Genomic DNA, 24,999 nt, shown 5'->3' with positions numbered 1-24,999 from the left:
CCGTATCCTTAAAAAAGGGCGACTTTAATACACTACCCGCAATCCATTCTATAATAGGGAACAGCGGCTTTTGCGCAATATTAAATAAAAAAGCCGATAACACATAGGTTTTTTGACCTAATGCGTTATCGGCTCTGCGTCTATGCGTCTGGCACTTTTAATCATTTTTTTTTGAATTTATTATATGTGTTAGCTAACTGTCCACAAGCCGCGTTAATCTCTCTGCCATGAGAAACTCTCATAGTAACTTCAAGTCCTGCTTGCTCTAATTGATGTTTGAATGCAACTATTTCCCGTTTCTGTGGTGCTTTAATTCTTGAATTGCTTGTTGGGTTGTATTGTAACACGTTAATCATAACTTTTTTGCCCCGAAACCATTTTGCAAGTTGTCTTACATCTGAGGGCCGGTCATTTATACCCGGTAAAAGCAAATACGCAAAGACAATTTTGCGATTATGCCTTTCAGAATAGGATAAGGCTTGCTTAACAACATCTTCAATAGCATATATGCGCATGTGAGGAATAATACGATTTCTTGCAGATTGTGTTGCTGCGTGTAAAGATATTGTCAACTGAATTTTAAGATGTTCCTCGCGCAATTTTTTTAATTGATCGACCGGACCAACTGTTGATATGGTAATGCCGTCGGTTGGAAAGTTGAGCCCATATCTATCTCGGAGAATATGGATTGCTTTTATCAAGTTGTCATAATTGAATAAAGGCTCTCCCATACCCATAAAAACGATACGGTTTACTTTTCGACGCAACAATATAATCTGTTGTACGATTTCTGACGATGTTAGATTACGAACAAAGCCATTTCGCCCGGACTCACAAAAAATACAACCAACAGGACAACCGACTTGTGTGCTCACGCAAACAGTTCCACCATCTCGCCGCTTGATAAAAACCGTTTCAATGTATTTGTTGTCTTTCAGTTCGTAAACATACTTTTCAGTATCACTGCTTTTGCAAATATTTTTTACCAACATTGATAGATTTTTTTTGCGTGGTAATTGCTTATATAATTCTTCATATAAGGCTTTTGCTTCATTCTCGCCAATAACTTCCGACATTTCTTTGTAAGTAAATCCGTATGGATCATTCCGTACTTCCGCAGGCGTATATTTAGGTAAACGTTTCATTTTTATATCCTTTCTTCTAAATAATAAAAGTTTGTTTTTCTGTATTTTTGATTACAATCTCTAATTTTTCTACATCAATGATATGCGTCAATTTGCATTTAGGGCAGAAAAGAGGAAAATCTTTTAATACAGTATTATGAAATACTTGAACTCTCGTCTTTCCGTTACAAATCGGACATTTTATCCAATATTTTTTAAGCATTATATTTCACTCGTCCTTTTTACACAAAAAAATGCAGGTCAATCCTCAACATGAGCATTGACCTGCATTTATAATGCACAGAGCAGTACAACAAAACTAAGGCATAGCTTGCACTATGTCTATACTATATCTATACGTCGTTAGTTTTTTGTATAGCATCCGCAAAATAAGCATGACAAAAAAGCCCATGTTGAAAATGGGAAAATCCTTTTTTTCAATGCTTATCTAATACGCATGCTATGCAACATAAACGCCACCTCCTTTTACATAAATTTTATTTTATCAGAAAATCAGTCTACTGTCAATACACAACAGGAAGTATTTAACCTAATGATATGAATTGTGTGGACATATCCAAAAAGAAAGGTGAACTGTAAAATGTAACAGGGTGAATGAAAATGGCAAAAAGACCCGTACCATTGTACGACTTTAAGGCTTTCGGGGCAGCTATAAAAGCCGCGAGAAATGAATACGGCGAGAGCCGCAAAAAGGTAAGCGACGAGTTATATATTTCCCCGCGCTACCTTGCGAATATCGAGAACAAGGGACAACAGCCGAGTTTACAGGTATTCTATGACCTTGTAACCCGGTATCATATTTCGGTAGATCAATTTTTCTTCCCGAACAGCAATGCGGAGAAATCCACCGGGCGGCGGCAGCTTGACGCGCTGCTGGACGGTATGAGCGATAAAGGCATACGGATTGTAACCGCAACAGCAAGGGAGATAACGGAAGTCGAAAAAGCAGAGGATTAACCTCACAATATGAGAAATCGGGAGATTGCAGCGCATGGCGGCTGCAATCTTTTTTTGCGTCCAAAATCAAAGGAACGCGCAACAAATACCGCCTTTCGGTGGGGGTATGGAGTAGATAGCAAGCACAGCAAACGAGTACCCGTTTGCGGAAAATGCTTGTTGGGATAATCCCAAACCCTTATACCGAAAGGCGGTGCGGAAATGGAAAACCGAAAGAGAAATATACAGATGAAGTTTTACGTTACGGAAGAAGAAAAGCGGCTGATCGACGAGAAGATGAAGCAGCTTCCCATAAAGCAGTATGGGGCATACTTCCGTAAAATGGCGATAGACGGGTATATTCTTGTCGTTGACCGAAGCGACACAAAAGCATATATCCGGGAACTGCAAGCGGTGAGCCGGAACATCAACCAAATTGCAAAACGCGCCAATGCGACGGGGACGGTTTACAGGCAGGATATAGAGGACATTAAAAAGGCGGTGGACGAGATATGGCGGTTACAAAGACGCACCCTATTAAATCAACCTTAAAGGCTGCGATAGACTATATCTTAAATCCCGAAAAGACAGACGGGAAGCTGCTTGCGTCCTCTTTCGGCTGCGGGCTGGAAACCGCCGATATTGAGTTTGCATGGACGCGGGAAGCTGCCGGAGATCGCGGCACACATTTAGGGCGGCACTTGATACAATCCTTTGCGGTGGGAGAAACCACACCGGAAGAAGCGCACAAAATCGGCATGGAACTTGCCGGGGCGGTATTAGGCGGCAAGTATGAGTTTGTTTTGACAACTCACGTCGATAAAGACCATCTGCATAATCACTTGATTTTTAACTCGGTCAGCTTCGTTGACTACAAAAAGTACCATTCCAACAAACAAAGCTATTACCATATCCGGCGCACCAGCGACAGGATATGTAAAGAGCATGGGCTATCCGTCGTCGTGCCGGGACAGGACAGAGGGAAGGGATTTAGGGAATGGAAAGGAATGGAATGGGTACTTGATAAATCAGTAATTGATTGTTCTTTACTTGATATATCTTTATTTAATTGCGTTGGATTTTCCAACGTAGGTTTTTCCAACGTAGGTTTTTCCAACGTTGGATTATCCAATGTTGGATTTTCCAATGTAGGTAAATCCGATGTAGGCGGCTGTTCGCTGCTGGTAGCTGCTTCCGGCTCTTTGGGCTGCGGCTGCTCGTATATGACATAATCCGCACCGCGCAAACGTCCTTTCTCGTCGCGTTCCCGGCTGCGGACGATATATCCGGCTTTTTCAAGTTCTTTGACCGCTTCGCGGATTGCGTCGATCTTCTCCCGGTTGATATGGGATAAGCCCGCAAGGGTATAATCCCAATCTTCGGGCAGCGAAAGCATTTGCGACAACAAGCCCTTTGCCTTTAAGGACAATTCCTTGTTTCGCAAGTGGTGGTTGCTCATAACGGTATATCCCGTATTTCGCTCCACTCTGAAAACTGCCATATTTCCTCACTTCCTCTCTTGGTATGCGTGGACAATTAGAAAGCCGTTTTCGGCTGTTTTGGTATTGCAATATGCCCTTTGCCGTTTTCGCGTCTGCAAAGCCGCATGGCACAAGGGCTTTTGCCCGTCTATTTGTCCATGCTGGCGTGCGTTTTCCGCGTCCTTTTGCCGGGGCAATAGGGACACTCTTTGAAAACGCAAAACTCATATTTCCACCCGGGGCGGTAGAAACGGCAAGTGCCGCAATCTTCATCATCTCCGGCACAACCGGATTGATAGCGGTCAAATCCCGGCTTCTGCTGCATGAGCAATTCAAACGCCCGCTGCTTGCCCTTTGTGAAATACATTCCGGCTGCACCTCCTTTCCTGCGGGCATAAAAAAACGGCGTTACTTTCTCCCCCAAAGGGGTTAAGGTAACGCCGTTTGTGTGCGTATTCAGTTTTTAACACATTCCCTGTCTATCCGCTGTCCGCAAAACCATTGATTTTATTAGCTTTTTGCCGCTATCGCTATCACACCTCATTATTCCAAAGACCAAGTTTCCAGAATATGATAAAAGACATTGAAAGCGGTCTGATAAACTGCGTGATTACGAAAGATTTATCCCGTCTGGGGAGAAACTATCTTGATTGTGGGTTATATCTGGAAGTTTTCTTCCCAGAGCATAACGTGAGGTATATAGCGGTCAATGACGGCGTAGATACCTTGAATAAATCTGCTATGGACATCACGCCTTTCCGCAACATTTTAAACGAAATGTATGCCGCTGACATATCTGTTAAGATAAAATCGGCATATCGGGCGAGGTTTCAACAGGGGAAATTCATGGGAACTACCGCCCCTTATGGCTATATCAAAGACCCTGCCGACCACAACCATCTGCTGATAGATGATAAAGTGGCACATGTTGTAAAAGAGATATTCGACCTTGCATTAAAAGGGAATGGAGTTGCCAAAATTTGCAGACATCTTAATAAACAGCATATCCTACGCCCTGCCGCTTATGCGGCGGAGCGTGGCGAAACAGGCTTTGAACGTCATTTTGAGGGGAACGAGGACAAACGCTATATTTGGAGTGGGAACAGCGTGAGGAGCATTTTAAGAAGCCCGATATATGCGGGAAATCTTGTAGGCTACAAACGGATTGCCGCCAATATGAAAAGCAAGAAACGCCCCTCTAAGCTGCCCGAAGAATGGGAAGTGATACCCAATACCCATGAGGGAATAGTCACGCAGGAGGAATTTGATATTGTCCAACAGCTTATTACAAGTCGTAGGCTTCCACAGAACAAGGGAGGATTTGTAAATATTTTTGCAGGCGTTATCAAGTGTGTGGACTGCGGATGTGCTCTGCGGGCAATGAACGTACACAGGAGGAAACGCCCAGAGATTATCGACTGTGTACAGTATTCATGTAATAATTATGCAAGAAACGGAAGAAGCGAGTGTAGTGCCCACAATATAGAAGCAAGGGATTTATTCAATGCCGTTCTTGCCGACATCAACTGTTTTGCGGATATGGCAGTGAATGATGAAAAGGCGGTCAGGGCCATAGAAAAGCGGCTCACGGAAACAGACCAGAGCAGGGCGAAAGCATTAGAGAAAGAACGTAAGAAGCTGAACAAACGCCTTGCGGAACTGGACAGGCTGTTTTCCTCTCTCTACGAGGATAAGGTCATGGAGCGTATTACCGAGCGGAATTTTGAGATGATGTCGGGGAAATACCAGAAAGAGCAGCTTGAAATTGAAGCAAGGCTGAAAGAGGTGACGGAAACTCTTAATGAAAGCTACGAGAAATCACGGGGAATCCGTGACTTCCTCGCCCTTATCCGAAATTATCAAGGCTTAAAAGAACTGGATGCAACAGTTATAAACGCACTCATAGACAAGATACTTGTTTCGGAGCGTGAGAAGATGGCAGACGGAACAGTGAAGCAGGAAATCAAGATTTACTATAAATTCATCGGCTTTGTCGATGAATTACATATCATACCTACAAAACGGTGGGCAGCAATGCCCGCTAAAAATTGTACGGTGTGCGGCGTTGAATATGTCCCGGGCTCTGGTGCATCAAGGTATTGTCCTGCTTGTGCCAAGAAGATACGGAGGGAGAAATCAAACGAGAGCAAACGCAGGAGCAGAGAACAGAAAAGGATAGCATGTATGAACTGTCCGCAAAAAATGACCGACTGATATGGAATGCAGGAAGGAATAGAGAAGAGGAACTTCTTGCTAACTGCTATTTTAATTCTATGAAGCTGGCAATGGATAATGGAATCAGGTCTATTGCATTTCCTTCTATATCAACTGGAGTATATAGTTTTCCGGTTGAGTTGGCAGCAAAGATTGCAGTACATACAGTAAATAGGTTCTTGCAGGATAATCCGGATTGTTTTGATCTGGTGGAGTGGGTGCTATTTGATACTCATACTGAATCAGTGTATGAAGCTGAGGTTGATAAATTATACGATAAATAAAACGACAAAAGGGAGCTTTTATGTACGCTGAAAAAACAGATTATGATGATATTGAAATGTCGAGCAGGTTACGGAATATTCTCAGAAGAAATGGATTTGAGTCATTGGAAGGATTGAGAGAATATCCAAAGGAGCATTTTATAAAATTTCGTAATATGGGACAGGCAACATTGCAGGAATTATATCAGATTTGTGAAGAGCAAGGGGTAAAGCTGCGCAGTGTAGAAGATCTGAATGATCGGGAGCATGGAGTCAGATTTGATGACTTCCTATGTATGGATGCGTTTAGAATGGGAATAAAAAGCAAAGATGATTTGAGAAGATACAGTTTTGAGGAACTTGAAAAGATGTGCCCGAAGGACAAGAGACTTTTTGTTCGATTAAAAAAATTGAAGACTGTTTATGGATGAAATAGGACATTTCTTCCTAAAAACAGTATGTTTATGGTATACTAGCTAGTAGTAATGCAGTTTCAACCGACATTACATATTATGATGAGAAATTAATGCAAAGGAGTTACAATCAAATGGATAACAATGAAGTAGTAACAGAAGAAGTGGCAGCAGTTGTTGAAAATAATACAGGTATTGAAATAGAGCCTTTATTTGATGAGCAGGTTGATTTTGATACATTCTCAAAGTCAGACTTCCGTGTTGTAAAGGTAAAAAATTGTGAGGCAGTACCTAAGAGTAAGAAACTTCTTAGATTTACACTTGATGATGGTACAGAGAATGAAAGAACTATTCTTTCAGGAGTACATGCATTTTACGAGCCGGAGGAACTTGTAGGTAAAACTTTACTTGCAATCGTAAACCTTCCACCGCGTTCTATGATGGGAATAGATTCATGTGGTATGCTTCTTTCTGCAATTCACAATGTAAATGGAGAAGAAAAACTGAATCTGGTAATGTTAGATGATGCAATACCAGCAGGTGCAAAATTGTATTAAGAGTATAAATGTCACATGGTTGTTAATAACTGTGTGGCATTTTATTGTTGTTGTTGATAAGGATATGAAAAGCTGTCTAAAATAGAAGGAGAGCCGGATTGCTGCTCCGACTCAATCTTCCACATGGAATACATCTTCCACCAGCATATTAAAGTACTTTGATATCCGCAGCATAAATTCGGCAGATGGGGTACTGTCCCCACGTTCTATCCTGCCGACAGTTTTGGTGCTGTATCCGATAGCAGCGGCAAGGTCATCCTGGTAAATGCCTCGCTGTTCACGGATTTCTCTGATATTATTGGTAACCGCCATAAGAATCCCTTCTTTCAGTTCTATAGATATTTTCTTATTGTCAATTATGCAAAATAATGTGTCCGATAAAAAGGACTTGCAATTTTTATCGGCAATGTCCTGCAATAGCAGAAGCATCAGATTTTCCAAGAACTTTTCCAAATATATCTAAGCGGTCATTTTCACTAACCTTGATAGGTGCATACTTTTCATTGAGTGAGATAAGGAAAATTCCGTCTTTATCGTTTTGTAATTTCTTAATATAGGCATCTCCGTTCAGAGCGAAGATGCCGATTTCTCCATTAGCAACAGATTCCTGCTGTAATACCCATGCAATCTGACCATCGTGGAATTCAGGTTCCATACTGTCACCACTAATACGAACACCGAAAGTAGTATCTTCCGGTAAGATAGATTCATCTATACATACAGTCTCTTTCGGTCCGTCTACAAGGAAGTTACCGGTTCCAGCTGATACAGCATTTTCAAAAATATCAATGCTTCGGAATGGAATTATCTTAGCAGTCTGCTTTTCATACATTCCGGATGCGTGGAGCAGATTAATATAATCCATAGCTTTTTCCCTGCCTTCATCAGTAAGTGATGAAAAAGGATCAGCAGGATTTACTCCAAAATATGCTTCATACATATTAGTAATACCAAGGATTCTACACACCTTGTAAAATATGGTAACGCTTGGTTCAGCAAGATTTCTTTCCCAGTTAGATATAGCTTTGTAGGAAATGGTAACACCTTCCTTAGCTAATTCATCAGCGAGATCCTGCTGGAGCAAGCCTTTCTTTTTTCTATATGATGAAATGATTTCTCCGATTGAGTACATGCATACGCCTCTTTTCTTTCATTTTGTTGATTTCAAATGTCTCTTTTCACTCCATAGTATATAGCAATAGTGCCAATTATTCAAGTTAAAAATCCAATATAATGGGAAAAAGGACACATGTGTCCGTTGACAGTCGATTATTCTTGGGGTTATACTATGCCCTGTAAGAAACATTACTCATATACTTGGACTAAAGGTTATGGTAGTGACAGATTAAATGCAGGAGGTGATGAAGATGGGAGACAGGGTAATACTTCATTCAGATATCAACTGTTGTTATGCCTCGATTGAGCATCTGCATCATCCGGAGCTTGCAGGAAAGCCACTGGCAGTAGGCGGTGACCCGGAGGCAAGACATGGGATTGTCTTAACAGCCGACTATATTGCTAAGAAGTACGGTGTGAAAACAGGAATGGCACTCTGGCAGGCAAAGCAGGTCTGCCCTGACATAACATTTGTTTCACCAAGAATGGACTTATATCTTCGGTTCTCAAGAATGGCTCATGAGATATATGCAGAATATACGGACAGACAGGAGCCATATGGAATTGATGAGTGCTGGCTTGATGTGACAGGGAGCAGTTCCCTTAAAGGAGATGGATTGCTTATCGCACAGGAAATCAGCAGGAGAATGAAGTCAGAGCTTGGCATCACAGTAAGTGTTGGTGTTTCTTTCAATAAGATATTTGCAAAGCTGGGTTCTGACTACAAGAAGCCGGATGCAATCACAACTATGTATAAGAGTGAGTTTAAGCAGAAGGCATGGTCACTTCCGGTGGCAGATCTTCTATACGTTGGCAAAAGTACGAACAGAAAGCTTGCATTATTTGGTATCAAAACCATAGGTGATCTTGCAAGGGCAGATGAAGATGTGCTTAATAGTCACCTTGGAAAGATGGGCAGTATCTTATGGTCGTTTGCTAATGGCTATGATGATTCACCTGTCAAGCTGGAGAATACCCACGCTCCAATCAAATCGGTGGGAAACAGCACAACGACACCAAAGGATTTAGTATGCGATGAGGATGTAAAGATTGTTCTTTATATTCTGGCTGAGAGTGTTGCAGCAAGACTTCGTGAGAATGGATTCCGGTGCAGAGTGGTTGAGATAAGTGTCAGGGATAATGAGTTATTCTCTTTTACCCGTCAGAAAAAGATTGACCATGCAACAAACATCACCGGAGAGATAGCTGCATATGCTTATCAGATATTTAAGGAAAACTATAACTGGAGCAAGCCAATCCGTAGTGTTGGTGTCAGAGGTGCAGATCTGGTAACAGATAATTATTGGGAGCAGATAGATTTGTTCTCAAGTGTGGAGAAACGGGAAAAGCAGATGAAGATGGATAATGCTGTGGATGAGATTCGCAGAAGATTTGGATTTTACAGTATCCAGAGGGGACTCATGTACCGGGACAGGATTCTGTCGGCAGTCAATGCAAAAGAAGAACACACAGTACATCCACATGGGTACTTTTCAGGTTAGCAACGAGAAGTGCCAATAGAGTAAAGAAGAGGGAGGCGGAACATGAGCGAAGCAGCAAGAATTAATCTGGTAGACAGAGCACCATTGACGGAGAAGCAGCAGAATGTGTATGAAAGCATTATGCAATATCAGCGTGTGAATGGCTATGCTCCTACTATCAGGGAGATATGCAGGATGGTAGGGGTGGCATCGACTTCAAGTGTTTATGCACATCTGAAAATATTAGAAGAAAAAGGCTATATAGCAAGGAAGATGGATGCTTCCAGAGCAATAGCAATCTTGTAAGGAAGGTGATTACATTGAGCAATAAGGTATATGTTGATGTACTTGCAGAGTTTTCAAAGGACGGACTGCTCATTCCCAAAGAGATAACATGGGAAGATGGCAGAAAGTATGAGATTACACGAGTAAAAGACAAGCGCAGGGCAGCCAGTACAAGGGCTGGTGGAGTTGGAGAGCGTTATACCTGTGTGGTAGATGGAAAGGAAATATTCCTTTTCTATGAAGATAACAATATGTGGTTTATGGAAAGAGCTGGAGCCTGATGTGATTGTGTGCTGACAGCACACAACATGTCAGTTGGCTTTAGATCAGCAAAGTCGGGGAATGTGCAGACATTCATCGGAACTCCCGGCAAAAGGCTTGCAAAGGTGATTTCCCTTTCCTTTACGAGTACAGAATTGTAGATTGATGATTTTGTATGAATAAGGAGCGAACTGAATTGAACAAAGGAAATGTTATAGAAATTAGATGTAAAAAATGCAACAAGTTAATGATGGAATACTTTGTATGCGGTGATGATTCCGCTGTGGCACTTCAGAATATTGGAATTAAGTGTGACAGATGCAAGCGAGTGATGATACTCAAGAAGTATTCCGAGGGAATGATGAAGGAACATTCTGAGAATGGGACTTTCAGAATATAACGATTGACAATTAAATTACAGCCCACCTGATAAGGGCACATCAAAAGATGGAAGCACCAGAGACGCAGGGGAAACGAACAGTATCTAGGATACTGGTTTCCTCGTGCGTCTTTTTGTGCTGTAAAGGTAATCCGACTTGTTCGTTTCCAAGGGCGGCAAGGTGGATTTATGAGCAGTAAAGCACAGACAAGAGAAAAGGATTATGAGAGAGGAATACGAATTGCTGATAGAAGAAAGGAGATAGGATTATCACAGGATGAGTTAGCTCATAGAGTAGGTATAGGCAGACAAGCATTATCTGCGATTGAAAATGGTGGAGATTTTAAGACACAGACATTAGATAATCTAGCAATCGTACTTGGTGTATCTGTTGATTTCATAATGTATGGAAAGAATGAAGAAAAGTCGGAACTATTATCTGAGGCAATGGATGTTCTTTCAGATATGGATGAATTGCAGATAAGACAGTGTCTTGCAATGATGAAAGCAATGAAAAGCGTGTCAGTTGAAAAGTGATTGTCGTGTTTACACGACATAATTGTCGCCTGTACACGGTCGGCAATTAAGGTGTGGCAGATTACAATATACTTGTGCTTGAGATACAGCACACCACGAGAGTGGAGGCGCCAAAACTCTCCAATACGAAATCGTAAAGGAGATAACAAAATGAATAAAAGAGATTTTAACGTAGTAGGAAACGAAGGTACTGATACTCAGGAGCTTGCTAAGGGAATTGCATTTGTAAAGTCCCGCAGAGCAGAACCTAATGTAGTCCAGATGGTCGAGAATATTCGTGATCAGGCAATGCCTAATGGAGTAATAATAAATGATGCGTATTGTGATCGTTCAATGACAAGGGACTATGACAGAGAAGCACTGAATGCTTTCTTTGCAACACTTAAAGAGGAAGATTTTGAGGTTGTAGTAGTCAGAAGCCTGAATGAGATCACCGATGACATTTATGATCTGGAGGAATTTGTAAAGACCATCACAGATATGGGCATATGGCTCTATTCTCTTGAAGTTGGTCCGGTGCCAATTACTGCATCTCATGCAGAGGATTTTGGATGCTAACGGAGTCCTTTGGTAGAGCGACAACAGAAAATCATTCCGGTCGGGACAAACAAGTCCCGGCTGTGAAGGATTGCAGATTTACACAGACTGTGTTCGGAACAGTTGTACATGATTCAAGTGGGAAGTGGCTTGGTCAGTATGAAACAGAAGATGCAGCTGTAGAGATGATTAGAGAAATGGCACAGGACATTGGAGGGTACGACGATGAAATATGAAGGATATAAAATTGGTCCGGTGATTCGTGATATCCGTAAGGACAAGGGACTTCTCATTGAAGAGGTTGCTGCTAAAACTGGAATAAGTGTTTCGACACTTGGACAGGTGGAGCAAGGAGGAAGAAACCTGAGCATGAAAAATTTGTATATGCTTATGGAAGTTTATGAAACAGACGCAAATAGCTTACTTGCAATAGACTGTACACCGGATTCATTAGATTCGAGGCTAAAGCGGTTACCTGCAGATAAGCAGGATTATTTGAAAAAGACATTTGATTTTATGATAGAGCAGGCTTTGAAGTCAGCATAGGAGGCAGAGAATGAGAAGAAAGATTAAAAAGATGGATTGCATAGAATATCTTTCAGTGCAGGCTCCATTGGAAAAAGTAAATATGCTTGAAGACAAGCAGAGCAAATATATACATGAATTTGTAAAGAGAAAAGAATATTCAATCGTGGGAAAGATGAGACGCAATGGCTTTTCGCAGAGAGATGTTGATCGCCAGTGGAATCAGATTGTGAATATGATCCGCAAAAAGCAAATCAGTGGAGTAGTTGTTGCGAATATGGCAGCTATATCCAGCAGTGTCGCAGATGCTTATTTTAAGGTAGGACTGGTTATTGAAGCAGGCGGCATTGTGGTGACTGTAGATGAGGGCAGATTGGATATGCACATCAAGAAGGGAGCATAGATATGAGCAGACGAACAGAAAAAAGAAAGTATGGTAAATATAATAAATTTGATGTCGTGTATGCGGATTTTGGGAAAAACCCACATGGCATTCAGGGCGGAATCAGACCAGGAATAATTATTTCATGTGATGCAAGCAATCATGATGGTGCACCGCAGGTGTCAGTAGTCCCTTTGAGCAGTAAGTTAAAGGATATTCCGGTACATGTGATTTTAAATCCGAAGGATGTGAGTGGATTTGGATTAAGTAAGATCTCTGATTTTATGCCTGAAGATGCACAGACAATTTCAAAAGGCTGCATTAGAGCAAAAAGTGGAACTGTCATTAAGGATTCAGGCGTGAGAGAAGAAATAGACAGAGCATTGATACGACAGTTTGATCTGTTACCTGTAGCTCGCAAAATGGTAATGGAGGAGTTAGCAAATGGACAGCAGAACTAAAAAGACTAATAATAAAAGATTTGTCAGATATTCGGAAGGGGCAGAGATGTATTCAATGAGCGTGTCAAAATTTATGCAGTTAGCGAAGGATGCAAAGGCATGTTATAAAGTGAATCAGCTGGTGTTGGTTAATCTGGATATTATTGACGAATATCTTGAAACTTTCCACATTGTAGATGACGAGTTTTATAAGTAATTATGAGAAATGACGCATTAGTATAGAAGAAATACAAACAAGTATGGAGAAAAATGAGCCAAAAGAGAAAAAATGTATTGACTTTCGGTCAGACCAAAAGTATAATATGATTAAGATATGAAGGAGGCATACAGATGGCTAGAACTGGAAGACCAAAAGCAGAGAAACCTTTTGATCATAAGGTGACTGTTAAATTCAAAGAAGAGGAATACCAGATAATGGTTGAGTATGCTGAGACTCATAATCTATCCATTTCGCAATTGATTAGAATGGGTGTTGAATTACAAATGAAGCAGCAGGCTAATCAGTAGAACAGGCTCTTTTCTCTGGAAAGGAGAGAATAATGGCTTGTAGAAAAGATGGTAAAGGCAGAGTATTAAGAAAGGGTGAGGGTTACAGAAAAGGCGATGGAAGATACTCATATGTATATATTGATCCATTAGGCAAGAAAAGGACCATTTATGCAAAGTCTTTGGTAAAACTTCGAGAAAGAGAAGAACAGTTACAAAAAGACCAGTTGGATGGACTTGATATCTATGTCGCAGGAAAAGCTGATGTAAACTTTTTGTTTGACAGGTACATATCAACTAAAACAGAATTGCGTAGCACTACTTACAGTAATTATTTGTATACATGGAATCATTTTATTCGTGATACATTTGGTAAGAAGAAAGTAAGAGATGTGAAATACTCAGACGTGTTGTTCTTTTATACAGACTTGATTAATAATCAGGGATTACAGATTAATACGCTTGAGACAATCAATACAGTATTAAGACCTACATTTCAGCTTGCTGTGAGAGATGATATCATAAGGAAGAATCCGGTAGACGGAGCATACTGTGAAGTAAAGAAGCGTAATGGTGGTGCCAGAAAAACAAGGCGAGCGTTGACTGTGGATCAGCAGAGAAAATTCATGGAGTATGTAGCAAAGAATCCGTTCTTTTATCACTGGTATCCATTCTTTGTATTTTTGTTAGGAACTGGATGCAGAATAGGAGAAGCAATTGGGATACGCTGGGATGATATTGATTTGGAAAATCGAATCATTGATATCAATCATAGCTTAACATATTACCAGAGAGCGGATGATTCATATAAATGTGAGTTTAGAGTATCTTTGCCAAAGACGGAGGCAGGTAATCGTAGAATACCTATGATGCAGCAGGTATATGATGTGCTTCAGGAAGAATATGAGAGACAGAAGCAGGAAGGCTTTTGTGTTGAGAATGTGGATGGAATGACCAATTTTGTATTTACAAACCGATTTGGGATGCCACATAACCCAGCAGCAGTAAACCGGGCAATCAAGAGAATTGTGGATACACATAATTCAGAAGAAGAGGTGGCTGCTAAAAAGGAGAAGAGAGAACCTGTTATGATTCCAAGATTCTCCTGCCATATCTTCAGACATACGTTTGCATCAAGATTTTGCGAGAATGAAACCAACATCAAAGTAATTCAAGAGGTAATGGGACATGCTGATGTATCGACTACCATGAACATATATGCAGAAGCAAACCCAGATGTTACCAAATCAGTAATTGAGAAATTATCAAAAAATATGGATATTTTTTAGAAAAGAGTCCTGCGATTGAACTCTTTGAAGATTGAAAATATACCTATTCATACTGGGATAAATATGCTATACTCATCTAGTATTGAAGTGTTTGACACGGCAGTACATGTCTTAAAATAAAAAGACGTATTTTAAGGCGGATGACATCTTTTAGACGCACAAAAGTCAAAAAAACGTCCAAGAGTGACCAAGTATATAGAATCCGGGAAAGCCTATTTTCCAAGGGTTTGCAAGGATATACAAGAGTTAGCTTAGCAATCAAAAAAATTCCCTACAATGAAGTCATTAGATGGTGTAAATAAGAAAAATGATGTAAATAATACAGCTTCTGAAGCACCTGAAAAAAATGTAAAAACTGAGTCTGAAAAGATTGATTTCTCTAATGTGAAGATTGAGCCAATCTTTGAAAAAATGGTAGATTTCGATACATTTGCAAAATCTGATTTCCGTGCAGTTAAAATTTTAGCTTGTGAAGCAGTACCGAAGTCAAAGAAGCTTCTGAAGTTTACATTAGATGACGGAGAACGCAAAGACCGTGTGATTTTAAGCGGTATTCACGACTATTACGAGCCGGAAGAACTGGTTGGTAAGACAGCAATCGCTATCGTGAACCTGCCACCGAGAAAGATGATGGGAATTGATTCCGAGGGTATGCTGATTTCAGCAGTACACGAGGAAGACGGTCACGAAGGACTAAACCTTCTGATGGTAGATGACCACATTCCGGCAGGTGCAAAGCTCTATTAAGAAGTACCGTTTTATCTTACAAAACGGGATGTACTTCATTTGTGAAAAAGCTCTGAAAATACACAAATACACCAAATTTACACCAAATGGTGCTTGAAACGGTGCAGAGCCTAAAAAATCGCATAATTACAGGCGATACAACAGAATTTATAAGGGCGGTGTCTGAAATTATCGGACATCGTCCTTTTCTGTATTCGAGTTAAACAATACACATATTTCAGCTCAAAATCGAGACAAAAGCCTTGAATGTTAATATGCGTTGCTTGAAGCAACGGGCAGTCCAACATACAATTAGTCTGTCAGCGCCAGAAAGGTTAGACAGAGCATTTTTTGTAAATCGGCAGGGCAACCCCCTTACTCGTGCCGGAGCAACATATATCTTGTGTAAATATGTTCAAATGGCTGGATTACATATCAGAAAGATATTGCGCCGGTTTGAAAACTAAAAGTATCAAAATACAGACTTAATAATTGCAATTTCATTCTCAAAGTACTATAATACAAACTATATTTGGGTGGAGGTGCGGAAATGAAAGTACGGTACAACAAACTTTGGAAACTACTGATTGACAAGGGAATGAAAAAGAGTCAATTACGAGAAGCGGTCGGGGCAAGCAAAAGTACATTTGCGAAACTCGGAAAAAATGAAAATGTTACCCTTCCCGTGCTGTTGAATATATGCGAATATTTAGAGTGTGATTTTGGCGACATAATGGAAGCCGTACCCGAAAATGAGGTGTAGGATCAATGAACAAGAAGATTTTAATTGTGGATGACGAAAAAGAAATCGTTGATCTGCTTGAAGTGTATTTGAGTAACGATGGTTATTCAGTATATAAATGTTATAATGGGTTAGAGGCGATGAAATGTATCAAACAGTCGCAGATTGATTTAGCGATACTTGATATTATGCTGCCGGATATTGATGGTTTTCGACTTTGCCAAAAAATTCGGGAAAAGTTTTACTTCCCTATTATTATGCTTACCGCCAAAATTGAGGATAGCGACAAGATTATGGGGCTTACGATTGGTGCGGATGATTATATAACGAAACCGTTTAATCCTTTAGAGGTTGTGGCAAGAGTAAAGACGCAATTAAGGCGTTATCAGAGCTATAACAGTCCTAATTTGAGTCAATCCGAAGAAAAAGACGAGTATGACATCAGAGGTCTACTGATAAACAGAGTCAGCCACAAGTGCTACTTGTATGGCAAAGAAATAGCCTTGACTCCGTTGGAGTTTTCTATTCTGTGGTATCTGTGCGAACATCAGGGTAAAGTTGTCGCCTCGGAGGAATTATTTGAAGCCGTGTGGAAAGAAAAGTATCTTCGCAACAGTAACAATACGGTAATGGCGCACATTGGGCGGCTTCGGGAAAAATTGAATGAACCTTCAAAAAATCCGAAGTTCATTAAAACTGTTTGGGGGGTAGGGTATGAAATTGAATAAAAAAGAAAAAAACTATCTGCTCTCTACCTTGTTCAAAGGGTATGTAATTCAATGTGCGATTTGCTCTGTGCTTATTTTAGGCGGTACTTTTCTTTTAGGAATTATGGCAGAAGAAATTCTCCGCAAGTATGTTTTGTATTATTACTTGTATTACAGAACAGAATATCTTTATATAGTGGCTGTAATCGTGTGGGGTGGCTGTATTATATACTTGACATACCTACTTTTGAAAAAAGTAGTCGCCTACGTGTACGAGGTACAGGCTGCGACAGGAAAAATGTTCGATCAGAATGTCAGTTACATTGAAATGTCCCCGGAGTTGAGTGAAATCGCCGCTAACATCAATCAGTTAAAACAGGAGGCTGAAAGTAATGCAAGGCTTGCAAAAGAAAATGAGCAGCGAAAAAATGACCTGATTATGTATCTTGCACACGATTTGAAAACACCGCTTTCTTCTGTAATCGGGTATCTTACTTTACTGCGTGATGAGTCGCAAATCTCAAAGGAACTTCGAGAAAAGTACCTTTCAATCACTCTTGGTAAGGCAGAACGGTTAGAGGATCTGATTAACGAGTTTTTCGAGATAACACGATTCAATATATACGATATTACATTACAATACACGAAAATCAATTTAACTCGCCTGCTGGAGCAACTTGTATATGAATTTAAGCCTATGCTCAACACAAAGAATTTGCAATGTAATCTTTGTGTTGATGATGATATAATGCTTCGATGTGACGCAGACAAAATTCAGCGTGTTTTTGATAACCTTTTGAGAAATGCGGTTATCTACAGTTTTGAAAATACGGATATCACGATCAGCGCACAATGTCAGGAAGATACGGTCAGCATTATTTTTTGTAACCACGGCGATACTCTGCCGGAAGAAAAGTTAAACAGGATTTTCGAGCAGTTTTATCGGCTTGACGCAGCGAGAAGTACAAGCAGTGGAGGAGCTGGATTAGGTTTGGCGATTGTAAAGCAGATTGTTGAACTACACAATGGTACAATCGTTGCAGAGAGCCAAGAGGATCAAAACAAGTTTTCAATTACTTTGCCGTTGGCGTAGGAAAATTGTAAGAATTTGCATAGAAAAAAAGAGGAATATCTTACGAGCAATCAAGAAAATACGGGCTTCTGTTTTGGTACAATAAAAGTATCAAGATAGAGGCTCGTATTTTTTGTGATACAGCATAAGGAGGAATGATGAAGTTGCTAAGAAAACAAATGCTGCTATGTTCTATTTTGTTTCTTGTATTTACGCTATCTGCCTGCTCTGCAATTGGGCAGACAGACGAAAACAATCTTACAGATAGCGCAACATCCGCAGAAAAAACGGTATCAGTTGTACGAGGGACAATTACTCCAACCGTTTCAACGCAAACGACTATTGTTCCGGCAGTACCGTTTATTATTTCCTCACCCGAAAATGGCATATTTAATACAGCGGTAGAATTAGAAGAAAAAATCACTGCCGGGCAAATTATTGGAACTGTGAACGGCAAAGAATTGAAATCTCCGGTGGATGGTACAGTTACCTCTATTGCCCCATCCAATGAAAGCGTACCGAGTAATTATCCCGTAGCGATAGTGCATTATACAGGATTTGCCCTCAATGTAGAGGCAGATAATTTTTTGAGTACCTTACCGGAGTATGCAGAGTTGAAAGCAAAATTTCAAGTATATGATGGTGTAGGACCAACCGATATGATTGCCGTGGTGTCGCCTGCCGCAGATGAAAATGCGTTTACGGGAATCGTGCCGCAAGAGGGCATTCTGCAATGCTTGATCAGTCAAACAGTCGATGTGAAATCGGGGCAAAGTGCAACGGTAGTCATAACGGCGACAACGAGAAATGATGTCCTTATATTGCCGCTGTCGGTAATAGCGGGTAGACAAGGTACGGGATTGGTTACTGTAATTACTCCGAATGGAGAAAGAGTGGAAACAAAAGTGACATTGGGTGTGACAGACGGAGCCAATATAGAAATACTGTCCGGCTTAGAGGAGGGCGATGTGGTTTCTGCTACTCCGCCAAACCTTGATCCGAGGGGGAATTGATAAAATGAAAGGAATTTCCGAAAAGACTTTAATCAAAATAAAGGATTTGAAAGCAAGCGTCAAATTGAATAATGGCGATATGCTGACAACAGTAACCAACGCTAATATGGAATTGCAACGAGGGCGCAGTTATGCCATTGTCGGAAAGTCCGGCTCAGGCAAAACAAGCCTTATATCTATTATTGGCTTGTTAAATCGGGAATATGAGGGCGAGTACCTTTATGATGGTATATCTATTTCTGCTTTGAAAGACCGTGATCTGTCTATACTGCGAGCCAATAATATCGGATTTGTATTTCAGAATTACTCTCTGATTAAGCACTTGCGGGTATGGGAAAATATCGAATTACCCCTACTCTATGCCAAAAAGTCGTTTACCGCCAAACAGCGTCACGAGATAATTACAGGCTTGCTAAAAAGTGTCGGCTTAGAAAGCAAGGAAAATGATTACCCAATCAATTTGTCCGGCGGTGAACAACAAAGAGTTGCAATCGCAAGGGCGCTTGCAGTATCTCCGGAAGCCATTTTATGTGATGAGCCTACGGGAGCGTTGGATAAAAAGACGGGAACGCAGATTATGGAACTGTTGCACAGCGTCGTAAAAGAAAATGGAATTATGCTGCTGTTGGTTACGCACGATCCTGATATTGCAGATACCTGTGATACGATTTTTGAAATGGATGGAGGGAGGATAACTTGTGCTAAAAATGATACTTAAAGACCTTCGTCTGTCTCCACTTAGAAGTATTCTGACAAGTGTTTCAATGCTTGTAGGCATTATCGCAATGATTGGATCGGTATTAGTTGGTACGCTTGGACGGGAGTATTTGATTTCCGTAAACGCACAGGTATATGGCTGGTCACCTACTTACTCATTCGTGATAACGGAATCCGATTTTCACGATAGAAATAAAATGGAACAATTATTCCAGAGATTTGAAGCCATTGATGATGTAGCCGCTGTTACTTTTTCTATGGGAGAGGATATTCGATTTGCACCAATGAAAGATTTAACGCCAATACCGCCGAATGATGTTTACCAAAACCTGATGGCTTTTGATGTAGTTTGCACCACGGAGGCATATAGTCAAGTCTATAATCTTCCAATGACATCCGGTAGATGGTTAGAGCCTTTGAGTGAGGGCGGATCGCTTGAAGTGGTCATAAACAAAGAAGCTAAAAACTATTTTAATGATTCGCCCTATGCTGCAGGAAATGTAAAAAGCACACTTTCGTTAACCCCATTCAATATTGTCGGAGTAGTAAACGATGGCAGGGATTTTCCGACTATCTATGCGGATTCTGCGGCGATCCTCAATTTCGCACCAGCAATGTGGCAAGTACAAAATGCAAATGTGTATTGGCATCCCACAACAGGACTGACAATCGAACAGATACATTCTGCCCTTGGCGACATTTTGACTGATACCATTGGCGGTTACTGGGAAAGTGCTGGGCGGAGTGATATTGGAGATACCTATGATTCGGTATTGTCCATACTGCAATTAGGGCTTTTGGTTACTTCGCTTTTGTTGCTGTTTGTTTCCGTATTAGGGCAGATCAATATCGGACTATCTTCATTGGAACAGCGCACACATGAGTTGCTGATCCGCAGAGCGATAGGTGCTTCACGAACAAATATTGTGGCACTGGTTTTAGGCTCACAGTTGATTTTATCAATATTCGTTTGCTTTGCAGCTATTTTGATTTCGCTGATTTTGGTGCATTGTATTGGAGCGTTGCTCCCTGTGGATTCCCCGGTGGGAACACCGAGTTATCCAATCAGCGTTGCTGTTGTTGCAGTTGCTGTGTCTGTGCTTACAGCATTATTGGGCGGATTATTACCAGCATTGAAAGCAGCAAAATTAGAGCCTGCATTGGCTCTTAGATAATAAAACTCAATTCAAGGAGGAAACAAAATGAAACGAACAATCTCAAAATCCGAAAGACCGTACAGACTGTTACTGTGTGTTATGATTTCTTTGCTGGTGATTATGCTGGCAGGCTGCTCCACTTCTTCGGACTCCGACACAAATACAAGAGGTTTCACGGACTTTGCTACCATTGAAGAAGAATACCTAACGACCATTGAGAGTTTGAATTGGCCGGAGGGCGTTACTCCGCCTGATGCTTTGGAAGGCGAAGATACGGGAGCGTCTTTTCAGATAGGATATGGCGATACAAAAGCATCTAACCTTTGGGAATATTCTTGGATGCAGGAATGGCTTGATACTTACAATACGAATCCGGAAAGGGCGGCAAAAGCCTTAGCTGAACTCGAAAAAGCCTTTGATATGCCTTATATGGGAACAGATCGCTGTGATGACGCCACACGCAAATATCTTCGTGATAATATTGATAAAGCTAAGTTGGGAGATCCGTCTGGATTTACAGAGTGTATTCAGGCAAATTATGCCGATTAAAAAATGGCACATAAGAGTTTTGGGGTTGGGAGGTGAGCACATATATGCAGAGAAAACGCCGTAAGAAAAAACGATTTGGAGTATTTTTGTTTTTGCTTGTAGTTTGTATCGGCATAGGTATAATGTTTGTGCCGTGGGCAATGCAGCCGGAAAATTTCAGAGAGGTAAAGAATAAAATAAATGGTTTTCTCTACAAAGAAGATTTTCCTGACTCTTATAATGCAAAATCGCTGATTTTGGTGGATTGTTCTGATGATGAAATATTTGTTTCAAAAAACGAGAACGAGCCACAAATTCCTGCAAGTTTAGCCAAGCTGTTTGTTATTGAGTATGCGTCAACTTTAGCAGACCTTGATAGTATCGTTGTTGCAGACTATGGTGCTATTTCACTCACGAAACCCGGCTCGTCTGTTGCTCAAATCAAGGAAAAAGAATACTTTTTACACAATCTATTTGCGGCAATGTTAGTACCGTCAGGGAATGACGCAGCTTATGTGGTTGCTGATTATTGTGGAGGATTACTTTCGCCGCAAGCAGAAAGCAGTCAAGAGCGTGTGAGGATTTTTATGGAGAACTTAAACCTGCATTTGCAACAGCAGGGGTACTTAGACACAGTTTTATATGATCCGAGTGGTTTTGATATGGAGGCACATACCACCACTTTAGATTTGAAAGAAGTAGTATATCGGTTGTTGGAATACTCGTGGTTTAGAGAAATTGTATCTCAAAACACTTATACGGCAACACTGCCTGATGGCAGTACACAAATATGGCAGAATACAAACGCCTTCCTTGATCCGACATCCGAATATTACAACGAAAATGTATGCGGAATTAAGACTGGCTCTCTGTCTGACGACTATAACTTGATTGTGCTTTACCAGCAGCACGGAAAAGAGTTTTTGATATGCAGTTTAGGCTCTCAGTCCGATTCCTCTCGTTATGACGATGTGAATTTTATTCTGAAAACGATTGATGAATCGTATTATCTCACGCAATAAATCTTATGTTGTCCAAGACAAAAAAACTAACCAAGGGGGTGATAATATCGGACGAATCGTAATAATGGAGTTCAAAACACAAGACTCAACAGCCTTTGACGATATGCTGGCTTTTGTAAAACAGCACCCTGATTTTGAAAAATTAGAGATTTCATATGAGCCGACATTATCCCTTTCCGGCTTAGAAATCAATTTGAGCCGGCGCAGAGTTATCAATAACGGTCAGGAAATTGAACTGACCGTCAAAGAGTATGATATACTCTGCTTACTCGCAGCCAATAAAGGTCGTGTTCTTACATACGAGCAGATTTATGATAAGGTGTGGGGCGAAATATCAGCAGGCAATGAAAAGGATACCGTAGGCTTTTACATTCGGAATCTTCGTAAAAAACTTTGTGATACAAACTCTCACTTTTCCATAGATAGTGTTCGTGAGATCGGCTACCGCTTTAACAGTCAGTAAGCAGTCCCTCGTAGTTCATAATGAATTGCGAGGGATTATTCATTTTCTAAGACGGTATGTCGGAATTTGATAAATCCCTGCAAATGTTGATTTTATACGACGGTTAAGAGAAATATCGTGTCTAAACTTGCGACTGGACTTTGCATTTTCTACGAGTTATCTTCGTAATATCTCGACATTATACATTATACTACCCCTATCTACAAAATGAGAGGGCACTGAAAAACATACCATTTTTATTTTGACTTTAATAAAAAAGAAAAAATTCATCAGAGTTTTTATGATTCTGGTGGATTTTTTGTTAGGCGAAATATAAATTGCTTGTCTTTTTCGGATAAAGTTCTTATTTTTCATTCATTAATTTAATTATTCTCTTAAGATTTACTGCAAAGATTGTCATTGCTCCTTGCATTTCCATACAAATAAGACCTGATGATGATGCTACAAACAAGTATGGAGAAAAATGAGCCAAGAGAGAAAAAATGTATTAACTTTCGGTCAGACCAAAAGTATAATATGATTAAGATATGAAGGAGGCATACAGATGGCTAGAACTGGAAGACCAAAAGCAGAGAAACCTTTTGACCATAAGGTGACTGTTAAATTCAAAGAAGAGGAATACCAGATAATGGTTGAGTATGCTGAGACTCATAATCTATCCATTTCGCAATTGATTAGAATGGGTGTTGAATTACAAATGAAGCAACAGGCTAATCAGTAGAACAGGCTCTTTTCTCCGGAAAGGAGAGAATAATGGCTTGTAGAAAAGATGGTAAAGGCAGAGTATTAAGAAAGGGTGAGGGTTACAGAAAAGGCGACGGAAGATACTCATATGTATATATTGATCCATTAGGCAAGAAAAGGACCATTTATGCACAGTCTTTGGTAAAACTTCGAGAAAGAGAAGAACAGTTACAAAAAGACCAGTTGGATGGACTTGATGTCTATGTCGCAGGAAAGGCTGATGTGAACTTTTTGTTTGACAGGTACATATCAACTAAAACAGAATTGCGCAGCACTACTTACAGTAATTATTTGTATACATGGAATCATTTTATTCGTGATACATTTGGCAAGAAGAAAGTAAGAGATGTGAAATACTCAGACGTGTTGTTCTTTTATACAGACTTGATTAATAATCAGGGATTACAGATTAATACGCTTGAGACAATTAACACAGTATTAAGACCTACATTTCAGCTTGCTGTCAGAGATGATATCATAAGGAAGAATCCGGTAGACGGAGCATACTGTGAAGTAAAAAAGCGTAATGGTGGTGCCAGAAAGACAAGGCGAGCGTTGACTGTGGATCAGCAGAGAAAATTCATGGAGTATGTAGCAAAGAATCCGTTCTTTTATCACTGGTATCCATTCTTTGTATTTTTGTTAGGAACTGGATGCAGAATAGGAGAAGCAATTGGGATACGCTGGGATGATATTGATTTGGAGAATCGAGTCATTGATATCAATCATAGCTTAACCTATTACCAGAGAGCGGATGATTCATATAAATGTGAGTTTAGAGTATCTTTGCCAAAGACGGAAGCTGGTAATCGTAGAATACCTATGATGCAGCAGGTATATGATGTGCTTCAGGAAGAATATGAGAGACAGAAGCAAGAAGGCTTTTGTGTTGAGAATGTGGATGGAATGACCAATTTTGTATTTACAAACCGATTTGGGATGCCACATAACCCAGCAGCAGTAAACCGGGCAATCAAGAGAATTGTGGATACACATAATTCAGAAGAAGAGGTGGCTGCTAAAAAGGAGAAGAGAGAACCTGTTATGATTCCAAGATTCTCCTGCCATATCTTCAGACATACGTTTGCATCAAGATTTTGCGAGAATGAAACCAACATCAAAGTAATTCAAGAGGTAATGGGACATGCTGATGTATCGACTACCATGAACATATATGCAGAAGCAAACCCAGATGTTACCAAATCAGTAATTGAGAAATTATCAAAAAATATGGATATTTTTTAGAAAAGAGTCCTGCGATTGAACTCTTTGAAGATTGAAAATATACCTATTCATACTGAGATAAATATGCTATACTCATCTAGTATTGTAGTGTTTGACACTGCAGTACATGTCTTAA

Annotated in this window: 31 protein-coding genes and 6 pseudogenes; 31 read left to right on the top strand and 6 right to left on the bottom strand. The window is 40.3% G+C overall.

Annotation, left to right across the window (positions count from 1 at the left end; all coding sequences use genetic code 11):
• Positions 1-161: 161 nt before the first annotated feature.
• A complete protein-coding gene (gene rlmN / locus H9Q76_RS11245; RefSeq protein WP_002584956.1) occupies positions 162-1,145 on the bottom strand; it encodes a 23S rRNA (adenine(2503)-C(2))-methyltransferase RlmN in 984 nt (327 codons plus the stop codon).
• A gap of 16 nt (positions 1,146-1,161) precedes the next feature.
• The gene (locus H9Q76_RS11240) at positions 1,162-1,347 is read right to left on the bottom strand and encodes a cysteine-rich KTR domain-containing protein (RefSeq protein ID WP_003431289.1); all 186 of its coding nucleotides are present in this window, start codon (positions 1,345-1,347) and stop codon (positions 1,162-1,164) included.
• Positions 1,348-1,745: 398 nt separating this feature from the next.
• Between H9Q76_RS11240 and H9Q76_RS11235 the strand changes: the two genes are divergently transcribed.
• From H9Q76_RS11235 to H9Q76_RS11225, 3 genes and pseudogenes are all read left to right on the top strand, one after another.
• A complete protein-coding gene (locus tag H9Q76_RS11235) occupies positions 1,746-2,102 on the top strand; it encodes a helix-turn-helix transcriptional regulator (protein ID WP_002584957.1) in 357 nt (118 codons plus the stop codon).
• Positions 2,103-2,303: 201 nt separating this feature from the next.
• Entirely contained in the window at positions 2,304-2,633 is a 330-nt protein-coding gene (locus H9Q76_RS11230) for a plasmid mobilization protein (RefSeq protein WP_002584958.1), read from the top strand.
• Positions 2,594-3,097: pseudogene (locus H9Q76_RS11225) on the top strand (relaxase/mobilization nuclease domain-containing protein); the annotation flags it as partial. The gene H9Q76_RS11230 and the pseudogene H9Q76_RS11225, both read left to right, overlap by 40 nt.
• Here H9Q76_RS11225 and H9Q76_RS11220 read toward each other — a convergent pair.
• Together H9Q76_RS11220 and H9Q76_RS11215 are read right to left on the bottom strand one after the other, a co-directional pair.
• A pseudogene (locus H9Q76_RS11220) lies at positions 3,061-3,582 on the bottom strand (helix-turn-helix domain-containing protein); the annotation flags it as partial. The pseudogenes H9Q76_RS11225 and H9Q76_RS11220 overlap by 37 nt on opposite strands.
• Before the next feature lie 128 nt (positions 3,583-3,710).
• Positions 3,711-3,929: a hypothetical protein gene (locus tag H9Q76_RS11215; RefSeq protein ID WP_002604486.1), complete on the bottom strand. Its 219-nt coding sequence runs from the start codon at positions 3,927-3,929 to the stop codon at positions 3,711-3,713.
• Between the two features lie 164 nt (positions 3,930-4,093).
• Here H9Q76_RS11215 and H9Q76_RS11210 point away from each other — a divergent pair.
• The 4 genes and pseudogenes from H9Q76_RS11210 to H9Q76_RS11195 form a co-directional block, all read left to right on the top strand.
• Positions 4,094-5,787: pseudogene (locus H9Q76_RS11210) on the top strand (recombinase family protein); the annotation flags it as partial.
• Positions 5,776-6,060, top strand: a pseudogene (locus H9Q76_RS11205) (macro domain-containing protein); the annotation flags it as partial. The pseudogenes H9Q76_RS11210 and H9Q76_RS11205, both read left to right, overlap by 12 nt.
• A gap of 20 nt (positions 6,061-6,080) precedes the next feature.
• Complete coding sequence (locus H9Q76_RS11200) at positions 6,081-6,470, top strand: DNA-directed RNA polymerase subunit alpha C-terminal domain-containing protein (protein WP_249321102.1); 390 nt, start codon at positions 6,081-6,083, stop codon at positions 6,468-6,470.
• Between the two features lie 176 nt (positions 6,471-6,646).
• Positions 6,647-7,009 (top strand): annotated as a pseudogene (locus tag H9Q76_RS11195) (methionyl-tRNA formyltransferase); the annotation flags it as partial.
• 111 nt (positions 7,010-7,120) lie between these two features.
• Here the strand turns inward: H9Q76_RS11195 and H9Q76_RS11190 are convergent.
• Positions 7,121-7,321 (bottom strand): helix-turn-helix transcriptional regulator, encoded by a 201-nt coding sequence (locus H9Q76_RS11190; protein ID WP_004611564.1) that lies wholly within the window; start codon positions 7,319-7,321, stop codon positions 7,121-7,123.
• An 85-nt stretch (positions 7,322-7,406) separates the two neighbouring features.
• Positions 7,407-8,141: a helix-turn-helix domain-containing protein gene (locus H9Q76_RS11185; RefSeq protein WP_151197255.1), complete on the bottom strand. Its 735-nt coding sequence runs from the start codon at positions 8,139-8,141 to the stop codon at positions 7,407-7,409.
• A 235-nt stretch (positions 8,142-8,376) separates the two neighbouring features.
• Here H9Q76_RS11185 and dinB point away from each other — a divergent pair, with 235 nt between their 5' ends.
• The 24 genes and pseudogenes from dinB (at position 8,377) to H9Q76_RS11065 (ending at position 24,884) form a co-directional block, all read left to right on the top strand.
• Positions 8,377-9,627, top strand: coding sequence for a DNA polymerase IV (gene dinB, locus H9Q76_RS11180; RefSeq protein WP_117627418.1), 1,251 nt, complete (start codon positions 8,377-8,379; stop codon positions 9,625-9,627).
• Between the two features lie 42 nt (positions 9,628-9,669).
• Entirely contained in the window at positions 9,670-9,912 is a 243-nt protein-coding gene (locus tag H9Q76_RS11175; protein ID WP_151197254.1) for a LexA family protein, read from the top strand.
• A gap of 14 nt (positions 9,913-9,926) precedes the next feature.
• The gene (locus tag H9Q76_RS11170) at positions 9,927-10,172 is read left to right on the top strand and encodes a hypothetical protein (protein WP_154266625.1); all 246 of its coding nucleotides are present in this window, start codon (positions 9,927-9,929) and stop codon (positions 10,170-10,172) included.
• Positions 10,173-10,720: 548 nt separating this feature from the next.
• The gene (locus H9Q76_RS11165; protein ID WP_008395283.1) at positions 10,721-11,068 is read left to right on the top strand and encodes a helix-turn-helix domain-containing protein; all 348 of its coding nucleotides are present in this window, start codon (positions 10,721-10,723) and stop codon (positions 11,066-11,068) included.
• A 150-nt stretch (positions 11,069-11,218) separates the two neighbouring features.
• Positions 11,219-11,626 (top strand): recombinase family protein, encoded by a 408-nt coding sequence (locus tag H9Q76_RS11160; protein WP_151197253.1) that lies wholly within the window; start codon positions 11,219-11,221, stop codon positions 11,624-11,626.
• A complete protein-coding gene (locus H9Q76_RS11155) occupies positions 11,620-11,841 on the top strand; it encodes a terpene synthase (protein ID WP_249321100.1) in 222 nt (73 codons plus the stop codon). Before H9Q76_RS11160 ends, H9Q76_RS11155 begins: the two co-directional genes overlap by 7 nt.
• A complete protein-coding gene (locus H9Q76_RS11150) occupies positions 11,831-12,151 on the top strand; it encodes a helix-turn-helix domain-containing protein (RefSeq protein ID WP_004611636.1) in 321 nt (106 codons plus the stop codon). Before H9Q76_RS11155 ends, H9Q76_RS11150 begins: the two co-directional genes overlap by 11 nt.
• 10 nt (positions 12,152-12,161) lie before the next feature.
• On the top strand, positions 12,162-12,533 hold the full coding sequence (locus H9Q76_RS11145) for a recombinase family protein (RefSeq protein ID WP_012741001.1): 372 nt from the start codon (positions 12,162-12,164) through the stop codon (positions 12,531-12,533).
• 2 nt (positions 12,534-12,535) lie between these two features.
• Entirely contained in the window at positions 12,536-12,973 is a 438-nt protein-coding gene (locus H9Q76_RS11140) for a type II toxin-antitoxin system PemK/MazF family toxin (RefSeq protein ID WP_151197252.1), read from the top strand.
• On the top strand, positions 12,957-13,169 hold the full coding sequence (locus tag H9Q76_RS11135) for a DUF6462 family protein (protein ID WP_004611639.1): 213 nt from the start codon (positions 12,957-12,959) through the stop codon (positions 13,167-13,169). The genes H9Q76_RS11140 and H9Q76_RS11135 overlap by 17 nt, the downstream gene beginning before the upstream one ends.
• 134 nt (positions 13,170-13,303) lie before the next feature.
• The gene (locus H9Q76_RS11130) at positions 13,304-13,480 is read left to right on the top strand and encodes a DUF6290 family protein (protein ID WP_004853384.1); all 177 of its coding nucleotides are present in this window, start codon (positions 13,304-13,306) and stop codon (positions 13,478-13,480) included.
• Positions 13,481-13,512: 32 nt separating this feature from the next.
• A complete protein-coding gene (locus tag H9Q76_RS11125) occupies positions 13,513-14,748 on the top strand; it encodes a tyrosine-type recombinase/integrase (protein ID WP_004611641.1) in 1,236 nt (411 codons plus the stop codon).
• Between the two features lie 267 nt (positions 14,749-15,015).
• Positions 15,016-15,495: pseudogene (gene metG, locus H9Q76_RS11120) on the top strand (methionine--tRNA ligase subunit beta); the annotation flags it as partial.
• Positions 15,496-16,024: 529 nt separating this feature from the next.
• Positions 16,025-16,237 carry a helix-turn-helix domain-containing protein gene (locus H9Q76_RS11115; protein WP_008703822.1) on the top strand — a complete coding sequence of 71 codons (213 nt, stop codon included), beginning with the start codon at positions 16,025-16,027 and terminating at the stop codon, positions 16,235-16,237.
• 5 nt (positions 16,238-16,242) lie between these two features.
• Positions 16,243-16,944 (top strand): VanR-ABDEGLN family response regulator transcription factor, encoded by a 702-nt coding sequence (gene vanR / locus H9Q76_RS11110; protein ID WP_004853366.1) that lies wholly within the window; start codon positions 16,243-16,245, stop codon positions 16,942-16,944.
• Positions 16,931-18,016 (top strand): sensor histidine kinase, encoded by a 1,086-nt coding sequence (locus H9Q76_RS11105; protein ID WP_004853368.1) that lies wholly within the window; start codon positions 16,931-16,933, stop codon positions 18,014-18,016. The genes vanR and H9Q76_RS11105 overlap by 14 nt, the downstream gene beginning before the upstream one ends.
• 137 nt (positions 18,017-18,153) lie before the next feature.
• Positions 18,154-19,008 (top strand): hypothetical protein, encoded by an 855-nt coding sequence (locus H9Q76_RS11100; RefSeq protein ID WP_243023095.1) that lies wholly within the window; start codon positions 18,154-18,156, stop codon positions 19,006-19,008.
• Positions 19,009-19,012: 4 nt separating this feature from the next.
• Positions 19,013-19,726 (top strand): ABC transporter ATP-binding protein, encoded by a 714-nt coding sequence (locus tag H9Q76_RS11095; RefSeq protein WP_004853372.1) that lies wholly within the window; start codon positions 19,013-19,015, stop codon positions 19,724-19,726.
• On the top strand, positions 19,716-20,900 hold the full coding sequence (locus H9Q76_RS11090; RefSeq protein WP_004853375.1) for an ABC transporter permease: 1,185 nt from the start codon (positions 19,716-19,718) through the stop codon (positions 20,898-20,900). Before H9Q76_RS11095 ends, H9Q76_RS11090 begins: the two co-directional genes overlap by 11 nt.
• A 27-nt stretch (positions 20,901-20,927) precedes the next feature.
• Positions 20,928-21,431 carry a hypothetical protein gene (locus tag H9Q76_RS11085; RefSeq protein ID WP_044998360.1) on the top strand — a complete coding sequence of 168 codons (504 nt, stop codon included), beginning with the start codon at positions 20,928-20,930 and terminating at the stop codon, positions 21,429-21,431.
• Between the two features lie 44 nt (positions 21,432-21,475).
• Complete coding sequence (locus H9Q76_RS11080) at positions 21,476-22,432, top strand: D-alanyl-D-alanine carboxypeptidase family protein (protein WP_118374775.1); 957 nt, start codon at positions 21,476-21,478, stop codon at positions 22,430-22,432.
• Entirely contained in the window at positions 22,407-22,895 is a 489-nt protein-coding gene (locus H9Q76_RS11075) for a winged helix-turn-helix domain-containing protein (RefSeq protein ID WP_227572935.1), read from the top strand. The genes H9Q76_RS11080 and H9Q76_RS11075 overlap by 26 nt, the downstream gene beginning before the upstream one ends.
• Before the next feature lie 544 nt (positions 22,896-23,439).
• A complete protein-coding gene (locus H9Q76_RS11070; RefSeq protein ID WP_004853384.1) occupies positions 23,440-23,616 on the top strand; it encodes a DUF6290 family protein in 177 nt (58 codons plus the stop codon).
• A gap of 32 nt (positions 23,617-23,648) precedes the next feature.
• Positions 23,649-24,884 carry a tyrosine-type recombinase/integrase gene (locus H9Q76_RS11065; protein ID WP_004853386.1) on the top strand — a complete coding sequence of 412 codons (1,236 nt, stop codon included), beginning with the start codon at positions 23,649-23,651 and terminating at the stop codon, positions 24,882-24,884.
• The last annotated feature ends 115 nt before the right edge of the window (positions 24,885-24,999 follow it).

Source organism: Wujia chipingensis, assembly GCF_014337155.1.
Taxonomy (GTDB): Bacteria; Bacillota; Clostridia; order Lachnospirales; family Lachnospiraceae; genus Coprococcus_C; species Coprococcus_C hominis.
Note: the sequence above shows the minus strand (reverse complement) of the source record. Positions and strands in the feature narration are given on the sequence as shown.

Excerpts from the sequence above, each read along its gene's own strand:
- H9Q76_RS11100 (WP_243023095.1), top strand. The coding sequence starts at position 18,154 with ATGAAGTTGCTAAGAAAACAAATGCTGCTATGTTCTATTTTGTTTCTT.
- dinB (WP_117627418.1), top strand. The coding sequence starts at position 8,377 with ATGGGAGACAGGGTAATACTTCATTCAGATATCAACTGTTGTTATGCC.
- H9Q76_RS11145 (WP_012741001.1), top strand. The coding sequence starts at position 12,162 with ATGAGAAGAAAGATTAAAAAGATGGATTGCATAGAATATCTTTCAGTG.
- H9Q76_RS11185 (WP_151197255.1), bottom strand. The coding sequence starts at position 8,141 with ATGTACTCAATCGGAGAAATCATTTCATCATATAGAAAAAAGAAAGGC.
- H9Q76_RS11065 (WP_004853386.1), top strand. The coding sequence starts at position 23,649 with ATGGCTTGTAGAAAAGATGGTAAAGGCAGAGTATTAAGAAAGGGTGAG.
- H9Q76_RS11070 (WP_004853384.1), top strand. The coding sequence starts at position 23,440 with ATGGCTAGAACTGGAAGACCAAAAGCAGAGAAACCTTTTGACCATAAG.
- H9Q76_RS11140 (WP_151197252.1), top strand. The coding sequence starts at position 12,536 with ATGAGCAGACGAACAGAAAAAAGAAAGTATGGTAAATATAATAAATTT.
- H9Q76_RS11175 (WP_151197254.1), top strand. The coding sequence starts at position 9,670 with ATGAGCGAAGCAGCAAGAATTAATCTGGTAGACAGAGCACCATTGACG.
- H9Q76_RS11190 (WP_004611564.1), bottom strand. The coding sequence starts at position 7,321 with ATGGCGGTTACCAATAATATCAGAGAAATCCGTGAACAGCGAGGCATT.
- H9Q76_RS11150 (WP_004611636.1), top strand. The coding sequence starts at position 11,831 with ATGAAATATGAAGGATATAAAATTGGTCCGGTGATTCGTGATATCCGT.
- H9Q76_RS11115 (WP_008703822.1), top strand. The coding sequence starts at position 16,025 with ATGAAAGTACGGTACAACAAACTTTGGAAACTACTGATTGACAAGGGA.
- H9Q76_RS11085 (WP_044998360.1), top strand. The coding sequence starts at position 20,928 with ATGAAACGAACAATCTCAAAATCCGAAAGACCGTACAGACTGTTACTG.
- H9Q76_RS11200 (WP_249321102.1), top strand. The coding sequence starts at position 6,081 with ATGTACGCTGAAAAAACAGATTATGATGATATTGAAATGTCGAGCAGG.
- H9Q76_RS11080 (WP_118374775.1), top strand. The coding sequence starts at position 21,476 with ATGCAGAGAAAACGCCGTAAGAAAAAACGATTTGGAGTATTTTTGTTT.
- rlmN (WP_002584956.1), bottom strand. The coding sequence starts at position 1,145 with ATGAAACGTTTACCTAAATATACGCCTGCGGAAGTACGGAATGATCCA.
- H9Q76_RS11125 (WP_004611641.1), top strand. The coding sequence starts at position 13,513 with ATGGCTTGTAGAAAAGATGGTAAAGGCAGAGTATTAAGAAAGGGTGAG.
- H9Q76_RS11090 (WP_004853375.1), top strand. The coding sequence starts at position 19,716 with ATGATACTTAAAGACCTTCGTCTGTCTCCACTTAGAAGTATTCTGACA.
- vanR (WP_004853366.1), top strand. The coding sequence starts at position 16,243 with ATGAACAAGAAGATTTTAATTGTGGATGACGAAAAAGAAATCGTTGAT.
- H9Q76_RS11130 (WP_004853384.1), top strand. The coding sequence starts at position 13,304 with ATGGCTAGAACTGGAAGACCAAAAGCAGAGAAACCTTTTGATCATAAG.
- H9Q76_RS11155 (WP_249321100.1), top strand. The coding sequence starts at position 11,620 with ATGCTAACGGAGTCCTTTGGTAGAGCGACAACAGAAAATCATTCCGGT.
- H9Q76_RS11075 (WP_227572935.1), top strand. The coding sequence starts at position 22,407 with ATGAATCGTATTATCTCACGCAATAAATCTTATGTTGTCCAAGACAAA.
- H9Q76_RS11240 (WP_003431289.1), bottom strand. The coding sequence starts at position 1,347 with ATGCTTAAAAAATATTGGATAAAATGTCCGATTTGTAACGGAAAGACG.
- H9Q76_RS11135 (WP_004611639.1), top strand. The coding sequence starts at position 12,957 with ATGGACAGCAGAACTAAAAAGACTAATAATAAAAGATTTGTCAGATAT.
- H9Q76_RS11235 (WP_002584957.1), top strand. The coding sequence starts at position 1,746 with ATGGCAAAAAGACCCGTACCATTGTACGACTTTAAGGCTTTCGGGGCA.
- H9Q76_RS11160 (WP_151197253.1), top strand. The coding sequence starts at position 11,219 with ATGAATAAAAGAGATTTTAACGTAGTAGGAAACGAAGGTACTGATACT.
- H9Q76_RS11230 (WP_002584958.1), top strand. The coding sequence starts at position 2,304 with ATGGAAAACCGAAAGAGAAATATACAGATGAAGTTTTACGTTACGGAA.
- H9Q76_RS11215 (WP_002604486.1), bottom strand. The coding sequence starts at position 3,929 with ATGTATTTCACAAAGGGCAAGCAGCGGGCGTTTGAATTGCTCATGCAG.
- H9Q76_RS11165 (WP_008395283.1), top strand. The coding sequence starts at position 10,721 with ATGAGCAGTAAAGCACAGACAAGAGAAAAGGATTATGAGAGAGGAATA.
- H9Q76_RS11105 (WP_004853368.1), top strand. The coding sequence starts at position 16,931 with ATGAAATTGAATAAAAAAGAAAAAAACTATCTGCTCTCTACCTTGTTC.
- H9Q76_RS11095 (WP_004853372.1), top strand. The coding sequence starts at position 19,013 with ATGAAAGGAATTTCCGAAAAGACTTTAATCAAAATAAAGGATTTGAAA.